The 15,327-nt window shown below is 65.9% G+C and carries 18 protein-coding genes; 9 read left to right on the top strand and 9 right to left on the bottom strand.

Annotated elements, in window-relative coordinates:
- Positions 1-103: 103 nt before the first annotated feature.
- From ATJ93_RS05690 to ATJ93_RS05675, 4 genes are all read left to right on the top strand, one after another.
- Positions 104-784 (top strand): double zinc ribbon domain-containing protein, encoded by a 681-nt coding sequence (locus ATJ93_RS05690; RefSeq protein WP_120243618.1) that lies wholly within the window; start codon positions 104-106, stop codon positions 782-784.
- A 197-nt stretch (positions 785-981) separates the two neighbouring features.
- Positions 982-1,161 carry a ribbon-helix-helix domain-containing protein gene (locus tag ATJ93_RS05685; protein WP_013879759.1) on the top strand — a complete coding sequence of 60 codons (180 nt, stop codon included), beginning with the start codon at positions 982-984 and terminating at the stop codon, positions 1,159-1,161.
- Between the two features lie 2 nt (positions 1,162-1,163).
- Positions 1,164-2,363: a cell division protein FtsZ gene (ftsZ, locus tag ATJ93_RS05680; protein ID WP_120243617.1), complete on the top strand. Its 1,200-nt coding sequence runs from the start codon at positions 1,164-1,166 to the stop codon at positions 2,361-2,363.
- Positions 2,364-2,725: 362 nt separating this feature from the next.
- On the top strand, positions 2,726-3,124 hold the full coding sequence (locus ATJ93_RS05675) for a double zinc ribbon domain-containing protein (RefSeq protein WP_245977510.1): 399 nt from the start codon (positions 2,726-2,728) through the stop codon (positions 3,122-3,124).
- A gap of 69 nt (positions 3,125-3,193) precedes the next feature.
- Here ATJ93_RS05675 and ncsA read toward each other — a convergent pair whose 3' ends face one another.
- Positions 3,194-4,165, bottom strand: a complete 972-nt coding sequence (ncsA, locus tag ATJ93_RS05670) for a tRNA 2-thiolation protein NcsA (RefSeq protein WP_120243941.1) — start codon at positions 4,163-4,165, stop codon at positions 3,194-3,196.
- A 149-nt stretch (positions 4,166-4,314) separates the two neighbouring features.
- Between ncsA and ATJ93_RS05665 the strand changes: the two genes are divergently transcribed.
- Positions 4,315-5,085 (top strand): hypothetical protein, encoded by a 771-nt coding sequence (locus ATJ93_RS05665; RefSeq protein ID WP_120243616.1) that lies wholly within the window; start codon positions 4,315-4,317, stop codon positions 5,083-5,085.
- 30 nt (positions 5,086-5,115) lie between these two features.
- Here ATJ93_RS05665 and ATJ93_RS05660 read toward each other — a convergent pair whose 3' ends face one another.
- A complete protein-coding gene (locus ATJ93_RS05660) occupies positions 5,116-5,850 on the bottom strand; it encodes an alpha/beta fold hydrolase (RefSeq protein ID WP_120243615.1) in 735 nt (244 codons plus the stop codon).
- 140 nt (positions 5,851-5,990) lie between these two features.
- Between ATJ93_RS05660 and ATJ93_RS05655 the strand changes: the two genes are divergently transcribed.
- The gene (locus tag ATJ93_RS05655; RefSeq protein ID WP_120243614.1) at positions 5,991-6,680 is read left to right on the top strand and encodes a DUF7095 family protein; all 690 of its coding nucleotides are present in this window, start codon (positions 5,991-5,993) and stop codon (positions 6,678-6,680) included.
- Positions 6,681-6,692: 12 nt separating this feature from the next.
- On the opposite strand, the gene ATJ93_RS05650 is transcribed toward ATJ93_RS05655, so the two are convergent.
- Positions 6,693-7,079, bottom strand: coding sequence for a DUF7344 domain-containing protein (locus tag ATJ93_RS05650; protein ID WP_120243613.1), 387 nt, complete (start codon positions 7,077-7,079; stop codon positions 6,693-6,695).
- A 134-nt stretch (positions 7,080-7,213) separates the two neighbouring features.
- On the opposite strand from ATJ93_RS05650, the gene ATJ93_RS05645 reads away from it, so the two are divergent.
- Complete coding sequence (locus ATJ93_RS05645; protein ID WP_120243612.1) at positions 7,214-7,906, top strand: helix-turn-helix domain-containing protein; 693 nt, start codon at positions 7,214-7,216, stop codon at positions 7,904-7,906.
- 37 nt (positions 7,907-7,943) lie between these two features.
- Here ATJ93_RS05645 and ATJ93_RS05640 read toward each other — a convergent pair whose 3' ends face one another.
- From ATJ93_RS05640 to ATJ93_RS05620, 5 genes are all read right to left on the bottom strand, one after another.
- Complete coding sequence (locus tag ATJ93_RS05640; protein WP_120243611.1) at positions 7,944-8,738, bottom strand: ABC transporter permease subunit; 795 nt, start codon at positions 8,736-8,738, stop codon at positions 7,944-7,946.
- Entirely contained in the window at positions 8,731-9,753 is a 1,023-nt protein-coding gene (locus tag ATJ93_RS05635) for an ABC transporter ATP-binding protein (RefSeq protein WP_120243610.1), read from the bottom strand. The genes ATJ93_RS05640 and ATJ93_RS05635 overlap by 8 nt, the downstream gene beginning before the upstream one ends.
- Positions 9,754-9,827: 74 nt before the next feature.
- Positions 9,828-10,649 carry a class I SAM-dependent methyltransferase gene (locus tag ATJ93_RS05630; protein ID WP_120243609.1) on the bottom strand — a complete coding sequence of 274 codons (822 nt, stop codon included), beginning with the start codon at positions 10,647-10,649 and terminating at the stop codon, positions 9,828-9,830.
- A gap of 84 nt (positions 10,650-10,733) precedes the next feature.
- The gene (locus tag ATJ93_RS05625; protein WP_120243940.1) at positions 10,734-11,603 is read right to left on the bottom strand and encodes a deoxyribonuclease IV; all 870 of its coding nucleotides are present in this window, start codon (positions 11,601-11,603) and stop codon (positions 10,734-10,736) included.
- A 78-nt stretch (positions 11,604-11,681) separates the two neighbouring features.
- Entirely contained in the window at positions 11,682-12,581 is a 900-nt protein-coding gene (locus tag ATJ93_RS05620; protein ID WP_120243608.1) for a lipoate--protein ligase family protein, read from the bottom strand.
- Positions 12,582-12,843: 262 nt separating this feature from the next.
- On the opposite strand from ATJ93_RS05620, the gene ATJ93_RS05615 reads away from it, so the two are divergent.
- The gene (locus ATJ93_RS05615; RefSeq protein ID WP_120243607.1) at positions 12,844-13,251 is read left to right on the top strand and encodes a response regulator; all 408 of its coding nucleotides are present in this window, start codon (positions 12,844-12,846) and stop codon (positions 13,249-13,251) included.
- A 139-nt stretch (positions 13,252-13,390) separates the two neighbouring features.
- Positions 13,391-14,140, top strand: coding sequence for an MBL fold metallo-hydrolase (locus ATJ93_RS05610; protein ID WP_147376631.1), 750 nt, complete (start codon positions 13,391-13,393; stop codon positions 14,138-14,140).
- A 39-nt stretch (positions 14,141-14,179) separates the two neighbouring features.
- Here the strand turns inward: ATJ93_RS05610 and ATJ93_RS05605 are convergent, their stop codons facing one another.
- Positions 14,180-15,247, bottom strand: a complete 1,068-nt coding sequence (locus ATJ93_RS05605) for an NAD-dependent epimerase/dehydratase family protein (protein WP_120243605.1) — start codon at positions 15,245-15,247, stop codon at positions 14,180-14,182.
- Between the last annotated feature and the right edge of the window lie 80 nt (positions 15,248-15,327).

The following is a 15,327-nucleotide window of genomic DNA, read 5'->3' as shown; positions in this document are numbered from 1 at the left end:
GAAACATAAGGGTTATCATTCGCAACGGGGATGGACCTGTCACGGAAGATGAACGGCAGAATGATTGATATGGGAGGCGTTGCAATGTGGTAGTATCCGCCCCATGAGCAAGATCACGTTCCGCGCCGACGACGACCTCGTCGAGGAACTCGAGGCGCTCGAGACCTCGAAGAGCGAGGCGATGCGGGAGGCGCTTCGGGCGTACCTCGAGGACGAGGTGAGCGGTGTATCGGTGCGGAACGGATCAGACGGGGCCGAAACCGAGACCACAGCGCGCGCGGACGAAACCGCGATCGACGATCTGGTTCGCGAGCGCGTCGACGAACTCCTGACGGAGCGACTGGCGGAGTTGGAACACAACGCGCACGGGCGCGAGCGACAGCCGCGCGCGCAGTCATCGCAGCCACAGGACGTCAACGTCACGATCGCGCTCGAGGACGGGCGGGCGCGGCGCGTCGACGAGGCACAGGATTCGGCGTCGTCACGGGCGCAGGCCCGGTCCGATTCCCGGCCCGCTCGCGAGAGCGAACACGGCCACGATCACTCGCAGCAGCCACAGGATGGGCCTCAGTCTCGAACCCAGAGCCGACAGCACACGTGCGGCCAGTGCGGCGAGGACGTCGACAGCGAGCACGTCTTCTGTCCCAACTGTGGGGAGAAGGTGTCCCGCCGGCTGTTCTGCGACTGTGGTGACGAACTGCGATCGGACTGGGCGTTCTGCCCCAGCTGCGGGCGTCGGACGGCGTCAGCGGACGTGCTCGAGTCGAACAGTCAGCGATCGTGACTGTTGTAAGACAGTGAGAGTTGCGTCTGACGAAACTTTTATTATCCAAGACAGTATTGCGTTTATTCGCGTAAGACGGTCGTCTTACACCGGCCGACGGACGTCGGAAACCGCCCGATGTCGGGCGATTCCGGTGTAAGACACGTCGCGTCAGACAGGGGCGCGCTGCCGTCTTACCTCAACGGGGAATACCAACCATGGAGCGTGTGACACTGCGCATTCCGAAACAGCAGATCGAGGAGGTCGAACAGTTAGTTGACTCGGGCGAGTTCCCGAACCGGAGTGAGGCGATCCGGTCGGCCGTCCGCGAGATGATCAACGAAGAGTACGACGGACAGACCGAGCAGTCCCGTCAGCGTAACTGGGCCAAGGTGTAACGATGCAGGATATCGTTCAGGACGCCCTCGAGAACGCCGAGCAGGAGGCCCGACAGATGGACGCCGAGTTCGACGGCGACGAATTCGGCGATCCACGGATCGTCATCGTCGGCTGTGGCGGTGCGGGTAACAACACCGTCAACCGGCTGTACAACATCGGCGTCGACGGTGCCGACACCGTGGCGATCAACACGGACAAGCAGCACCTCAAGATGATCGAGGCCGACACGAAGATCCTGGTCGGCAAGTCCCTGACAAACGGGCTCGGCGCGGGCGGCGACCCCTCGATGGGCGAGCGCGCGACCGAGATGGCCCAGGGCACGATCAAGGAAGTGCTCGGCGACGCGGACCTCGTGTTCGTGACCGCCGGCATGGGCGGCGGGACCGGCACCGGCGCCGCGCCGGTGGTCTCGGAGATCGCCAAAGAGCAGGGTGCGATCGTCGTCGGCATGGTCTCGACGCCGTTTAACGTCGAGCGCGCACGCACGGTCAAGGCCGAGGAAGGCCTCGAGAAGCTGCGCGAGCAGGCCGACTCGATCATCGTGCTCGACAACAACCGGCTGCTCGATTACGTCCCGAACCTCCCGATCGGCAAGGCGTTCTCGGTGATGGACCAGATCATCGCCGAGACGGTCAAGGGCATCTCGGAGACGATCACCCAGCCGTCGCTGATCAACCTGGACTACGCCGACATGTCCACGATCATGAACCAGGGCGGCGTCGCCGTCATGCTGGTCGGCGAAACCCAGGACAAGAACAAGACCGACGAGGTCGTCAAGGACGCGATGAACCACCCGCTGCTGGACGTCGACTACCGCGGCGCCTCCGGCGGACTGGTCCACATCACGGGCGGCCCCGACCTCACCCTCAAAGAGGCCGAGGGGATCGCGGACAACATCACGGAGCGACTCGAGGCGTCCGCGAACGTCATCTGGGGCGCCCGGATTCAGGAGAACTACAAGGGCAAGGTCCGCGTCATGGCGATCATGACCGGCGTCCAGAGCGCCCAGGTGCTCGGCCCTACCACGCAAAAGCAGGCCGATAAGTCCCGCGCGAGCATCGAAGGGCTCGACGAGGCCGACTTCGACGCGAGCAACAACGTCGAAACCGCGAAATCGACTACCGGCACCGGCTACGGTGCCCAGAGCGACGGCGGTCGCGAGGAAGTCGAACAGCAAAACGGCGTCGACGTGATCCGGTAGGCGGCACGTCGCCGTCCCGCGGTTCGCTCTCGTATCCGTTTTCGAACACCTGTTTTCCGTACCGTTCTCAGTGCCACTGGAGAGTAGCGACAACGGCAGTTCGGCCTCGAGGTTGTGACGACATTCGGCCAGAACTGGGTGTTTACGGCCGTATACGTCCGCAATAGGGGTCAGCAAATTCCGGTTCTACTCCTGACGCATCCGACGTTGGGTGTCCGCAGCTTCGAGCCGCCGTCGACGTGAGCGTCCACCGATAAAGATAGGTCGGCTCAATGACGGGAATCCGGTATGTCCCTCCAGACTGGATTGCAGGTCGTCGGACTCCTTACCGTCGGCTACCTCGTTTTACGGGGCTGCTCGCGATGGGACCGATCGGCTGGCTGGTCTTCGTCCCGATGCTGCTGATCGGCGGCTACCAGGTGCGCCGCGAGCGGCGCGAGTGGTCCGAGGCCGAACGCGAGCGGACCGCCCTCAACTACGGTCTCAACTGCGGATCGCCGGTCTATTCCGAGGGGTTCGGGGCAGTCGACGATTCGGATGCCGACGACGACGGCGACTGGCGAGTTCGCTACTGCTCGACCTGTGGGGTGCCGCTCGAGTCGTTCCTGTCTCCCGGCCCCGGCGGCTCCGAGACCAGTTCCGTCGACGACCGTTTTGAAACCGATACGGATCGGTCGGGTTCCGTAACGAACTGCTCGGACTGCGGTGCGCCCAACGATCCGGATCGAACGACGTGCAAGCACTGCGACGCCGACCTGTAAGACGGATTCGACACCAGTTGGAAAACAGGCGAATAAGACGGCGTTCGGACGAGAGGCCGGAATACGTCCTCAGACCAGCGTCTCGAGCAGCGAGCACTTCCGACAGACGTCTCGCGTCGTCATCGATCCACACTGCTCGCACTCCTGTAGGTCGGCACCCTCGCCGTTCCCGTCGTCGTCGTTGAACTCCGCGGCTACCATCTGGGCTAGTTCCTCGTACCCCGAGAGGATCGAGTGGCGGGTTCCGGGGTGGTTCTCCTCGAGATCGTAGAGCAGTTGCTGGATCTCGCCGCGGTAGGCCTCGCTGGCGTGGGGACACTCCGTGATGTGGGCGGGGAGATCGTTGAGGTGCGCGTAGAGGGCGACCTCCTTCTCGGGAACGTCCCGCAACGGCTTCGCGCGCGGAATGAAATCGTCTTGCTCCTCGCGCTCCGAGAGCGGACCGAGGCTGGCGTCGAAGTGTTTGGCGATCTGGGCGACGTCGCCCTCGAGGAAGTTCATCAGCGCAGTTTGGGCCTCGTCGTCCAGATTGTGACCCGTCAGCAGGAGGTCGGCCTCGAGTTCGTCGGCGTAGCGCTCTAAGATGTCGCGCCGGAAGACGCCGCAGTAGGCGCAGGCGGCCATGTTTTCGGGGTCGTCCTCGACGACGTCGTCCATCTGAATCCCGAACTCGTCCTCGTAGCTGACGAGTTCGTGGCGGATCTCGAGGTCGTCGGTGAGGTCGACGCAGGCGTCGACCGACTTGTCGCGGTAGCCCTCGATCCCCTCGTGGATCGTCAGCCCGACGAGTTCGATGCGCGGGTCTTCCGCGAACGTGTCGTGGAGGATCTGCGTGAGGACGACGCTGTCTTTCCCCCCGGAGAGGCCGATGACCCACGTTTCGGGGTCGTCGGGCGAGGCGTCCTGCGGCACGAGATCGTCCCGTCGGACGCGCCGGCGCACCCGCTTTTCGACCGACTCGCGGAAGTGGTCCTCGCAGAGGTGTGCCCCCGAGTAGGCGGCGTGCATGACCGCCTCGTCGTCACACCGGTTACAGTCCATCGGCGGATCCTTGCCGACGAGCGCGTATGTCCGTTTCGTCTCCCGGGCAGTCCCCGTTCGAGTCCGGCAGCGGAACGTCTCGACGCCGTACTGGCCGACCGAACGTATCAATCGGTACGCCTTTCGGCGTCCCTCGAGAGGGTGTCCGCATGGGAGCGTACGATCGGTCGCCGTCGACGGGGTACCGGATCGTCGACGAGTTTAACCGCGGGTTCGGCTGGTTCGCGCATCCCGACGAGGAAGGGTTGCGCGCGAGTCACGCTATCGTCGGAACGGGGGAGTCGGAGGCCGCCGCGTCCGACGCCACTTCCGATTCCGATTCTGATTCCGACGCTGATGACGGCGACGGCGAGGTCTGGCTGTTCGACCCGCTCGAGGCGCCGGGAATCGGCGACGAAATCGAATCGCTCGGCGACGTTGCGGGCGTCGTCGTCTGCTCCGACTACCACGCGCGCGACGCCGGTGCGTTCGCACGGCGGTTCGACGTTCCGGTCTACGTTCCGGAGTGGCTCGAGCGAGTTCCCGAGCGCGTCGATGCGCCGCTCGAGGTCGTCGACGGCGAACTCGGGACGTCCGGATTTGTGCTCCGCGAGTCGCGCCCGCTGCCGGGCTGGCGGGAAGCGATTGCATACCGCCGCGCAGACGCGACGCTGTACGTGCCGGATCTGCTCGGTACTGCACCGCCGTATCTCACCGGCGACGAGCAACTCGCCGTTTACCTTCTCTGTCGACTCCGTCTACAGACTGCAGTATTCGAGGGGATCGCACCCGAGCGGATTCTGCTCGGCCACGGCCCCGGCGTCTTCGACGACGCGGCGGCCGTCCTCGCCGACGCGCTCGAGACCGCGCGGCGGGGATTCCCCCGTGCGCTCGTGACGAACGGGCCGACGCAACTGCGGGCGCTTCTCGACGCGCTGTAAGTCGTACTCGAGGGCAACAGCTCGAGCGTCTCAGGCCGGAACTGCCGCTTCCTCGTCGTCCGCCGTTTCTTCGACAGCCTCGGCGCCCTCCTCGAGCGCGGCCAGCAGCGTGTCGATGTGCCGGTCGCGGCTCGCCGAGGAGAACAGTTCGTGGCCGCCGTTGTAGAGGACGACGTGCTCGGCGGGGACGCGCTCGCCGATCGGCCGGAGGTCGATGACCGGATCGCGAAGCGAGCAGAAGACGACCGCGTCGTGGTCGATCGCGAGCAGTTCCTTCTGGGCGTGGCGCGTCTCGCGGACGAACGCCGGCGAGATCCACCGCGGCAGCGTCGCGAGCTGGTGGTCGGTCGCTTTCTCGCCGAGCGCCGATCGATCCATCTCGCCGACGGGGAGGAACGGGAACGTCGTCGGTATCTGGGAGACGGCCTCGAGAGCCAGGTCCGGGTAGCCGTCGCCGTACCCCCACCACGGGCTCAGGTAGACGTGGTTGTCCGCGCCGTCTAAGGCCTGCGCGACGAGTGCGCCGGCGCTGTGACCCAACAGCTGGTAGCCGTCGAGGTCGAGGACGTACTCGGCGATCGGCTCGAGCCAGTCGGCTTTGAAGTCGTCGATGTTCGTGGGGAGTTCGAACGCGTGGACGCGGTAGCCGGCGTCGGTCAGCTCGCCGATGAGCCAGCTGACGTTCTCGTGGGTCCAGCGGTTCCCCCAGCCCATGACGAAGACGAGTTCCTCGTCGCCGTCCTCGTTGAAGACGCGGTGTCGCATATGATTCCCTTCGGTCGGTAGCGATAAAAAGGTGCTCGCTTGACACGATTTGCGACAGTCTCGGCGTCCGGCTCCACCGCGACCGAGGCTGCGACTGCGACTGAGAAACGGTTTTGCGCCTCGAGCCCCCAACTCCGGTAATGACTGGCTTTGACCGCAGCGACGCGGTCGATCGACTCGAGGAACTCGTCGACACCGTCGAGAACGACCGGATGCCCGTGCCGGTGCGGGAGGTCTGGGCGTTCGGCGACGTCGCGCTCGGGCTCGACCCCGTCGAGCGGCTCGACGTTTACCTGACGAAGGACATCCTGATGCGCGACGACAGCGCGAACGAGGGTACCGACGGCTCCGACGAGCCTGACCCGGAAGCGCGGTTTCGCGAGTCCCACGGCATCGAGGGCGTCGGCAAGTCCGTCCGAGCCGACTGGGCCGCCGAACACCCCGAGTATCTCCGAGCCAACGCGGCCGGCCACGCTGCGCCCGAGAAGTGCCTCGCCGCCCACCTGATCGGCGACGAGGACGAGCCGATCCACCTCGAGGTCTGTAACTCTCCCTTCGAGGACAACGTCACCCAGCGGCTGCGCGGCGCGAAGCTGCGCGACGACTACACGCAACTGCTCGATCCTCGCGGCGTCTGCCTGTGGGCCGACGGCGTCCGCAGCGACGAGGCGTTCCGCAAACTTCGTGAGAGCGAACTCGCCCTCCCGACGCTCTCGTCCGCCCTCGAGATGCTCGGGATGGACGGCGACGAGGCGTCGGCGGCAGCCAAAGAACTCCACGCCTGGCGCGAGGAGCAAGAGGGCGTGACAGTCCGTGGCGACGTCGTCTAACCGGTCGCTCGCTTACTGGTCGTCTCGTTCTCGCTCGATCGGCGCGTTCTGTAGGTTCGTGACCGTCGCCCGAACGCGCTCGAGCAGCGCCGCGGTCGCATCGCGATCGAGGTAGACGGCACCGCTTTGGCGGTCGTACTCGACGACTCCCGCGTCGACGAGCGCAGGGAGATGCCGGTGGTGAAGCGCCGACTCGAGGGTTTGCCTGTCGCGATCCGTGGTGCCGGTCGCTACCGTCGCCTCGTCGGCGAGATAGTCGACGAGTTCCTCGCACGCGACGATATCCGCGTCCGTTCGTAGGACGTACCGACAGAGCGCTCGGCGGTACGGATCGCTCAGTGCCTCGAATCCGTTATCGATCGGAACAGTGCCGTCGTCCCCCGTGTTCCACCCAACCATCGATCACTACTGAACATGTCTACCGGTTAGTTACCACGCGTAAGTATTCACGCTATTTATTAGTGTTCGAAACTCTCGCGGTGTGGGCCGAAACCCCGAAGGGAGAGCGGCGTCTGCATCACGTACCTATACCGATGATCTTCGCGACGCTTCTCGTCGACTATCCCATTCTGTCCGAGACGCTCTCGACCGCTCCCGACGCGATCGTAACGTGGGAACAATCGGATCTCACCGCCGACGGTGACCACCGGATGCTCGTCTGGGTGGACGGCGACGACGACGCGCTCGAGGCGTTCGACGACGCGCTCGAGGCGGATTCGACCGTGGCCGAACCCCTGCGCGTCGTCGACTTCGGCGACCGACGACTCTACCACCTCGAACTCACCTGCGAAGGGCACCGAGACAGCGTCTATCCGACCGTCATCGAAGGGAGCGGCGTCTTACGGGACGTCACCGCGACGGCCGAGGGCTGGTTCTTTCGCGTCGCGTTTCCGAGCGCCGAGACGTTCGGCCGATTCCACGAGTTCTTCATCGAGCGGGACCTCGACGTCGAGGTTCGACAACTGTACGACGAGTCCGACGGGGCCGGAGATTCCAACGACAACCCGAACTCGACCCCGCCGACACAGTTCGGTCTGACCGCCAGCCAGCGCGAGACACTCGTCGCCGCCGTCGACGCCGGTTACCTCGATATCCCCCGTTCCTGTTCGCTCGCCGAACTCGCGGATCGGTTCGACATCTCGTCGAACGCGGCGTCGGAACGGTTCCGTCGCGGCGTCCGAACCCTCATCGAGAACACGATCTATCCCGAGGACCGGTCGCCGTGACCGCATTCGGGATCCCTCGAGGTGCGCATCGCTCGAATCAGGCGATATCGCGCCGGCCGAACCACCACTGACTCACAGCTAGCAGGGCGATCGTCATCGCGACGAGCACGCCCGCGTCGACGAGGTCGTAGCTGCTCTCTAAGAGGATCGCGTTCGGATCGAAGTACCGCATCGGCGCGATTGCGCCGACGGCCTCGTAGTCGGTCCCCCCGAGCAGCGACTCGAGCATGAACAACCCGAACGTGACGCCGAGCGCGAGCCGTTGGGCGATGCTCGTTCGGTCGACGACGACCGAGGCGACGAGGCCGATGCCGGCGCAGGCGAACAGATAGGGAACGGCGAACGCGTGGAGCGCGAGCAGGTCCGCGGCGGAAATGGGTTCGTCGACCAGCGCGGCCGCGACGTAGACGACGACCGGTACGACGGCGTTGACGACGAGGATCGGGACGGCCAGCGAGGCGAACTTCTCCGCGACGGTGCGGGCCCGCGAGACGGGCATCGAGAGGAGGATATCCATCCGCCCGTGTTCGACGTCGCCGGCGATCGTTCCGGCGGCGAGGTAAGCCAGGTAGAGCCCGAGCATGATCGTCCAGCCGAAGATGTAGAGTTCGAATGCGAGAAAGCCCTCGAGGACGGCCATCGTTCGGATGTCGAACACCTGGATGACGCCCTCGGGATACGCCTGCAGGAACTGCTCGTCGACGTCCTCGAACGAGCCGCTGAACGAAGGATAGATCCAGATGACGACGACGGCTAGCAGCGACATCGCGATCGACAGGTAGAGGCTCCCCTTGAGCCGGTGACGGCCGTCGTACCGGGCGAGTTCAAGCATCGTCGGTCACCTCGGTCGCGGCGCCCGCGTTCTTCCGTTCCCCCGCCGGCGACTCGAGCGCGGACGCGGACTCCGCCTCGCTGTCGCCGTAAAACCGCATGAAAACGTCCTCGAGCGGCGCTTCCTCGATCGAGAGATCCAGCAGCCGGTACTCGCGAAGCCGCTCGAGCAAAGCGTTGACGTCGCCGGTGAACGTGAAGGTACACTCCGTGAACGCGTCGGCTGCGGCCTCGGGCGCTCGGCTCCCCGTCGCGGAATCGGCGTCCGCAGAACGCCCAACTTCGAGGTCGTGCACGCCGGCGAGCTCGAGCGCCGCCGCCGGGATCGGGTCGTCGGCGCGGAGGTGGACGACCTTGCCGCTCCGGTCGAGCAGGGCGTCGACCGGTTCGACCGCGACGAGGCGGCCGTTTCGGATGATGCCGACGCGGTCGCAGAGTCGTCGTACCTCGCTCAGGACGTGCGAGGAGAAGAACACCGTCACGCCGCGGTCGCGTTCGGCCCGGAGGAACTCGGCGAACCGCTGCTGCATCAGCGGATCGAGTCCACTGGTCGGCTCGTCCAAGATGACGAGGTCGGGATCGTGCATGAACGTCGTCACCAGCCCGAGTTTGCGGACGTTCCCGTGGGAGTACTCCCGAACCTCGCGATCGAGCGGCGGATCGAACAACTCGAGCAGGTCCGCGCTGCGCTCGTCGCCTTTGATCGACGCGTGCAGGTCGAGAATCTCTCGCCCGGTCGCCGACTCGTCGAACGCCGGATTGTCGGGCAAGTAGCCGAGCCGGCGTTTCGCCTCGAGCAGGGCCGACTCGTCGGTGACGTCGCGGCCGAGCAGCCGCGCGGTGCCGGCCGTCGGCGAGATGAACCCGAGCAGCGTGCGGATCGTCGTGGTCTTTCCCGCGCCGTTGGGTCCGAGGTAGCCGAAGATCTCGCCGTCCTCGACGTCGAAGGTCACGTCGTTGTTGGCCAGCACCGTCCCGTAGTCCTTGGTTAGTCCCTCGAGTTCGATCGCGGCCATATCGTCCGCAAGGCGGGCCACCATCATGTAGATGTGCCCCCGCTGACACCGATTGCGACGCTCGACGGCGGCGACTACGGCTCCGATCCGGCGCCGTCGACCCGGCCGACGGTGACGAAGAACGGCACCGTCTCCTCGCGCTCGTAGTCGCCGGTTTCCATCTGGTCGACGACGTCCCGACCCATCTCCCGCCACGCGCTCCGGAGGTCGTCGTACTCCGCTGCGGTCAACGCGCCCTCGAGCATCGTCTCGCGGTCGTCAGCCAGCCCCGCGCCCGTCGCCTTTCGGCGGGCCTCGAGCAGCGCCCCCTCGTCGTAGGGCGGTTCGACCGTTCGGACGTGATCGTACCGGCGCGTTTCGAGCACCTCGAGGCCGGCGTCCTCGAAGGCGTCGCGGGCGTCGGCCCCGAGCGCGACGTCGGTGTCGACGCCGTCGAGGTAGGCCCGTCGCGCCCGCCGCTCGAGAGCATCTTCCCGGTCGACGCTCGAGTCGACCTCGACGGCGGCGTTGTTCGGTTCGACGGCGGCGACTAGGTCCGCGGAGACGCGGGCGAACTCGGACACTGCGGCCGCGGGGTCGGGCAGGTTGATCAACAGCGCCTGACAGACGACCAGATCGAAGGCGCCGTCGGCAAACGGCAGTCGGAGCGCGTCGCCGGCGACGACCGGCACGCGCTCGCCGGCGACCGCGAGCAGCGCCGGATCCGCGTCGCAGCCGACGACCTCGCAGTCGGCCGGCGATTCGGCCGCGAGCACGCGGCTCAACTCCCCGGTACCGCAGCCGACGTCCAGGATCCGCTCGCGGGACTCGAGGTTCAGTGGCTCGAGGGCGTCGCGGGAGTCGTCCCACATCCCCCGGCGGGTCCGGCGAAGGTAGTCTTCGGAGAACTCGCGCACGGGCCGGAATAGTGGCGTCTCGAGTAAAAACGGGTCGATTCGACGCGGAAGTGGCGATCGAACGGCGACGACCGCCGCTCGTCGTTACTCCTCGCGTAGTTCCTTGACCTTCTGGATGTTCCACTCGAAGCCGCGGCCGTCCTCGGTCGGCGTCTCGAGCGCGAACGGCAGGTCCCGCAGGTCGGGGTGGTTGACGATGGCCTTCATGCCGTCTTCGCCGATGTAGCCCTCGCCGATGTGGGCGTGTTCGTCCTTGTGCGTGCCGACGTCGTGCTTCGAGTCGTTGAGGTGGATGTACTCGAGGTACTCCAGCCCGACCTCGTCGTCGAACCGCTGGACGGTCTCGTCGACGGCCTCGGGCGTGGTGAGGTCGTTACCCGCGACGAGCGTGTGGGCGGTGTCGATGCAGATACCGATGTCCGTCTCGGTGCGGTCGATGATGCCCGCGAGGTGCTCGAACTCGCCGCCGAGCTTGGTCCCGCTGCCCGCGTCGGACTCGATCAGGATCTGCACGTCCTCGGGGACCTCGAGTTCGTCGATGAGACTCGCCGCGTTGTCGAGGCCGCCCTCGACGCCGGCGCCGGTGTGTGCGCCGAGGTGGACGTTGACGTACGGAATTCCCAGCTGCGCGGCGGCGTCGAGCTCCGCCTGCATGCTCTCCTTGGACTTGCGCCGGAGGTCGTCCTTCGGCGTACAGAGGTTGACCAGATACGCGGAGTGAATCACCCACGGCCCCTCGAGTTGTTCCTCGGTTTCGTCCTGGAAGCCCTCGGCGGCCTCGTCGCTGATCTCGGGCTGGGCCCAGACCTGCGGCGAGGTGGTGAAGATCTGGCCGCAGTTGCCGCCGAACGCCCGCTGGCGGTGGACCGCGTTGCGGATGTCGTCGTACGGCGGGGTTTCGTCGTCGGAGGAGACGCGCGAACCGGAAATCGACACGTGTGCGCCGACCTTCATGGTCATGGATTCCCGTCAGTACCGGTTCGTGATAGGTACTTCGGACCCGGTCGGCGCCGACTCGAGGTACCGGCCGCGCTACTGCTCGCCCGCCTCGAGCACCTCTCGATTCCGGACCCACGCGTCCGATCCGTACTTTCGATCGGCGAGGTCGCGGGCGGCCTCGAGTTCCCCGTCTCGCCACTCGCCTGCGTCGGCGTCGCACCAGTCGCCCAGCGCGTCACCGATCGTCGCCACCGCCTCTTCGCGAGTGATCTCGCCGCCCGTCTGCTCGCTGATGCTCGTCACGCGGTCGCGGAACGTCGCCGGCTCGAGGTCCGCGTCGAATGTTCCGACGTGGCGCTCGGGTTCGAGAGCGAAGCTGATCGAGCCGTGCTGGATGACGACGTCGCGCTGGCGGTACTGGGCGTTACCGCTGATTTTCTTCGGGACGGCGTCGACCTCGTCGGCGGCGCCCGCGCTCGAGTCCCCACCGGCGGGTGCGACGATGTCGTGAGCCGGATGGATGTCCCGCAGGTAGCACGACGGCTGGTAGATCGCCTCCTGTTCGCTGGCCGCGAAGTCCGCATCGACGCCCAGTCGGTCGAACGCCTCGAGGATCGGCTCGCAAAACAGCGCGTAGCACTCCATCAGGTCGCCCGGCACCTCGTCGGCCGGCGCGACGATCGTGTAGGAGATGTCGGCGTCTCGGTCGTGGTAGATCCCGCCGCCGCCGGTCTGTCTCCGGGTGACGTCGATCCCCTCACGCTCGCAGTAGTCCCAGTCGACCGTCTCGGCGTCCTGCCGGTAGCCCAGCGAGAGCGCGCTCGGCTCCCACGAGTAGGTTCGGACCGTTCGGATTCCGTCCTCGAGGGCCGTCTCGGCGGCGACCTCCTCGAGGGCCATCTGGATGGCGCCGTCGCGGGCTTCGTCGCGGATCAGCCGCCACTCGCGGCCCGCGAGGTCCGCGTCGTCTGCGCGGTCTGAGACGTCGGTCATACCCCTTCAGTCGCGCTCGAGCGAATTAGGGTTACGGGATCGACGACGCCCGATTCGGCTCTTGGGGAATCGATTCCGCGATCGTGCCGTCGAAAACCGATCCGTGACCGGCGGTGTATGCAGGAATTATCGGCGCAACCGGGACAGTTGCAGCCGACGCAACTGAGCGATTCCGCTGAAGCGAATTGAAATCCGCTGAACGCGGTCTGAATTCGAGAAACCGGAATGCGTCCTTTTTCCCTGTGGTTCGACGACGAATGCTATGGATGAGAGGACCGAGCCGGACGGAGAGATCCTCCTGGTCGAGGATAATCCCGGTGACGTTCGGCTGGTCGAGGAATCCCTTCGCGAGACGCCCGGGACCCTTCATACCGCGGTAGACGGCGAAGAAGCGCTCGACTTCCTTTCTCAGCGCGGCGACTTTGCCGATGCTCCTCGCCCCGATATCGTGCTTCTCGACCTGAACCTGCCGCGAGTCGACGGCACTAGAGTCCTCGACGAAATCCGGAGCGATCTCGAGCGAGACGGACTTCGAGTCGTCGTTTTAACCAGTTTAGAGGCGGAATCCGTCGATCTCGACCTCACCGATCTTGCGGAGGTGGACTTCTACACGAAACCGACGGATCCCGACGAATTTATGGCTCTCGTCCGTTCCGTGGTCTTCGATTGATGGCGGACGGTATCGGGCGGCGAATTCGTGGCTCTGTCGCTCAGACGCTCCGTGAACTCGCCGAGAGCGTGCTCGGTTCCCAGTACCCAGGAACGGCTCGAGGTGTTTATTCGCTGTCGTGAACTCGGTCGAGGTATCGATGACGATGATCGCGGAACGCGTTGCCGACGGCGTCCACCGGTGCGGAAGCGAGCGGGTAAACTGGTACCTCGTGGAGGCGGCCGACGGTCTCACGGTCGTCGATACCGGCTTTCCGGCGCACTGGGATCAGTTCGTCGACCGGCTCGAGACGATAGGCTACGACGTGACGGACGTCGACGCCTGCCTGCTGACGCACCCTCACCCCGATCACGCGGGGTTTGCTGAGCGACTCCGAAGGGAAGCCCGCGTCTCGGTGTGGCTCCACGAAGACGATGCCGCGCACGCGCGGGGCGACGCCGACGTGTCCCTTCGCAAGGGGGTTGTCCGCCTCTGGCGTCCGGGATTCGCCACGTACGCGGTCGAGTTCGTTCGCTCGGGCGGCCTCTCGGTCCCACCGCTGAGGGCGTTTCGTACGGTCACCGACGGCGAGACGCTCGACGTTCCGGGCTCGCCTCGCGTCATTCACACCCCCGGCCACAGCGAGGGACACGTCGCGTACCACTTCCCGGACCACGACGCGTTGTTCTGCGGCGACGAACTCGTCACGACCGATTTCGTCGCCGATCGCGGCCACCGGCCGCAACTGCTGGCTGAATGGTTCAACCCGGATCACGATCGCGCATACGAATCGTTGTCCCGCCTCGAATCGATCGGCGAAGTGCTCCTCCTCCCGGGTCACGGCGAGCCGTGGCACGGGGACACCGAGACGGCCGTCGAACTCGCTCGAGAGCGCGAGAAACGGAAGTAACGAGCCAGAATGCGGTCGAGGAACCGCGACTGTGCGTCGCTATTTGCCCGCCGAGCCGACGCGCTCGAGGAACTCGCCGGTCGCCGCGTTCCACGCCGCGATGAGTTCGTCGTCGTTCGCACTGTCCCAGGGGTCGATCGCGTCGCGGGCCTCGAGGTCCTCGATCGTCCGCCGGATACCGTCCATAAAGTCGATCGTGTACTCAAACCCGAGATCGCGCCGCGCTTTCGCGTTGTCGAAGACGGTGCTGTACTGGAAATGGGCCTCGAGCATGTCGGTGCGGTCGGGCACCGATTCGCGAAGCTGGTCGGTCGGGATGTGAACGAGGTCGGGTTCGGGCGCGTCCATCGCGCTGGCGACTCGCCGGTGGTACTGGTTCCACGTAATCAGTTCCTCGCTGGTGACGTGGTAAGCCTCGCCGTAGGCCCGTTCGTTGCCGACGGCGCCGACGAACGCGCGGGCGACGTCGTCGCGGTGACAGGAGCCCCACAGCGAGGTGCCGTCGCCGTGGACGACGATCGGTTTGCCCTTCCGAATGCGATCGAGGTAGTAGGTACCGTTTCCGAAGGTGTGAAGAACCGACCCGCCCTCGCCGTACGTGCTCCAGGGGCGGATGATCGTCGTCGCGAACTCGCCCTCGGAATCGGTGCCGGTGACGGATTCGGGGCCGTCGTGAGCCGCGAGGAACACGTCCTCCGCGGCGGCCTTGTTCGCACCGTAGTCGCTGACCGGCTCGACGCCCTCGAGGTCCGACTCCCGCGGTACGTCCTCGGTTGCGGGGTTGCGCTCGAGCGGCCGGTGGTAGACGTCGACCGTCGAGCAGAAGACGTACTGTTCGATCGCGCCGCCGAAGACGTCGACCGCCTCGGCGGCCTGCTCGGGCGTGAAACAGACCATGTCGATGACGCAGTCGGGGTCGATCTCGCGGGCGGCCCGCTCGAGGGCCGCTTGATCGTTGCGGTCGCCGGTGACGAACTCGACCGCGTCCGGGACCGGCGCGTCGGTTTCGCCCCGCGTGAGACAGCCCACCTCGTGACCGGCGTCGACCAGTTGCCGCGTGATGCCGGTGCTGATGACGCCGGTGCCGCCGATGAGGAGTACGCGCATGGGCCCCGGTCACGCTGAACGCGCATAAACCCGAGTACCGACCCCGTCGCCGGCCGCCTCCCGAACGCTTTTGCGCCGAT

This window comes from Halopiger aswanensis, from assembly GCF_003610195.1.
Classification (GTDB): Archaea; Halobacteriota; Halobacteria; order Halobacteriales; family Natrialbaceae; genus Halopiger; species Halopiger aswanensis.
The sequence above is the reverse complement of the archived record's forward strand: the minus strand, read 5'-3'. Positions and strand labels throughout refer to the sequence as shown.

What these genes read in the sequence shown, in the direction of transcription:
- ATJ93_RS05690 (WP_120243618.1), top strand. Translation starts at nt 104, where the DNA reads ATGAGCAAGATCACGTTCCGCGCCGACGACGACCTCGTCGAGGAACTC.
- ATJ93_RS05685 (WP_013879759.1), top strand. Translation starts at nt 982, where the DNA reads ATGGAGCGTGTGACACTGCGCATTCCGAAACAGCAGATCGAGGAGGTC.
- ftsZ (WP_120243617.1), top strand. Translation starts at nt 1,164, where the DNA reads ATGCAGGATATCGTTCAGGACGCCCTCGAGAACGCCGAGCAGGAGGCC.
- ATJ93_RS05675 (WP_245977510.1), top strand. Translation starts at nt 2,726, where the DNA reads ATGGGACCGATCGGCTGGCTGGTCTTCGTCCCGATGCTGCTGATCGGC.
- ncsA (WP_120243941.1), bottom strand. Translation starts at nt 4,165, where the DNA reads ATGGACTGTAACCGGTGTGACGACGAGGCGGTCATGCACGCCGCCTAC.
- ATJ93_RS05665 (WP_120243616.1), top strand. Translation starts at nt 4,315, where the DNA reads ATGGGAGCGTACGATCGGTCGCCGTCGACGGGGTACCGGATCGTCGAC.
- ATJ93_RS05660 (WP_120243615.1), bottom strand. Translation starts at nt 5,850, where the DNA reads ATGCGACACCGCGTCTTCAACGAGGACGGCGACGAGGAACTCGTCTTC.
- ATJ93_RS05655 (WP_120243614.1), top strand. Translation starts at nt 5,991, where the DNA reads ATGACTGGCTTTGACCGCAGCGACGCGGTCGATCGACTCGAGGAACTC.
- ATJ93_RS05650 (WP_120243613.1), bottom strand. Translation starts at nt 7,079, where the DNA reads ATGGTTGGGTGGAACACGGGGGACGACGGCACTGTTCCGATCGATAAC.
- ATJ93_RS05645 (WP_120243612.1), top strand. Translation starts at nt 7,214, where the DNA reads ATGATCTTCGCGACGCTTCTCGTCGACTATCCCATTCTGTCCGAGACG.
- ATJ93_RS05640 (WP_120243611.1), bottom strand. Translation starts at nt 8,738, where the DNA reads ATGCTTGAACTCGCCCGGTACGACGGCCGTCACCGGCTCAAGGGGAGC.
- ATJ93_RS05635 (WP_120243610.1), bottom strand. Translation starts at nt 9,753, where the DNA reads ATGGCCGCGATCGAACTCGAGGGACTAACCAAGGACTACGGGACGGTG.
- ATJ93_RS05625 (WP_120243940.1), bottom strand. Translation starts at nt 11,603, where the DNA reads ATGAAGGTCGGCGCACACGTGTCGATTTCCGGTTCGCGCGTCTCCTCC.
- ATJ93_RS05620 (WP_120243608.1), bottom strand. Translation starts at nt 12,581, where the DNA reads ATGACCGACGTCTCAGACCGCGCAGACGACGCGGACCTCGCGGGCCGC.
- ATJ93_RS05615 (WP_120243607.1), top strand. Translation starts at nt 12,844, where the DNA reads ATGGATGAGAGGACCGAGCCGGACGGAGAGATCCTCCTGGTCGAGGAT.
- ATJ93_RS05610 (WP_147376631.1), top strand. Translation starts at nt 13,391, where the DNA reads ATGACGATGATCGCGGAACGCGTTGCCGACGGCGTCCACCGGTGCGGA.
- ATJ93_RS05605 (WP_120243605.1), bottom strand. Translation starts at nt 15,247, where the DNA reads ATGCGCGTACTCCTCATCGGCGGCACCGGCGTCATCAGCACCGGCATC.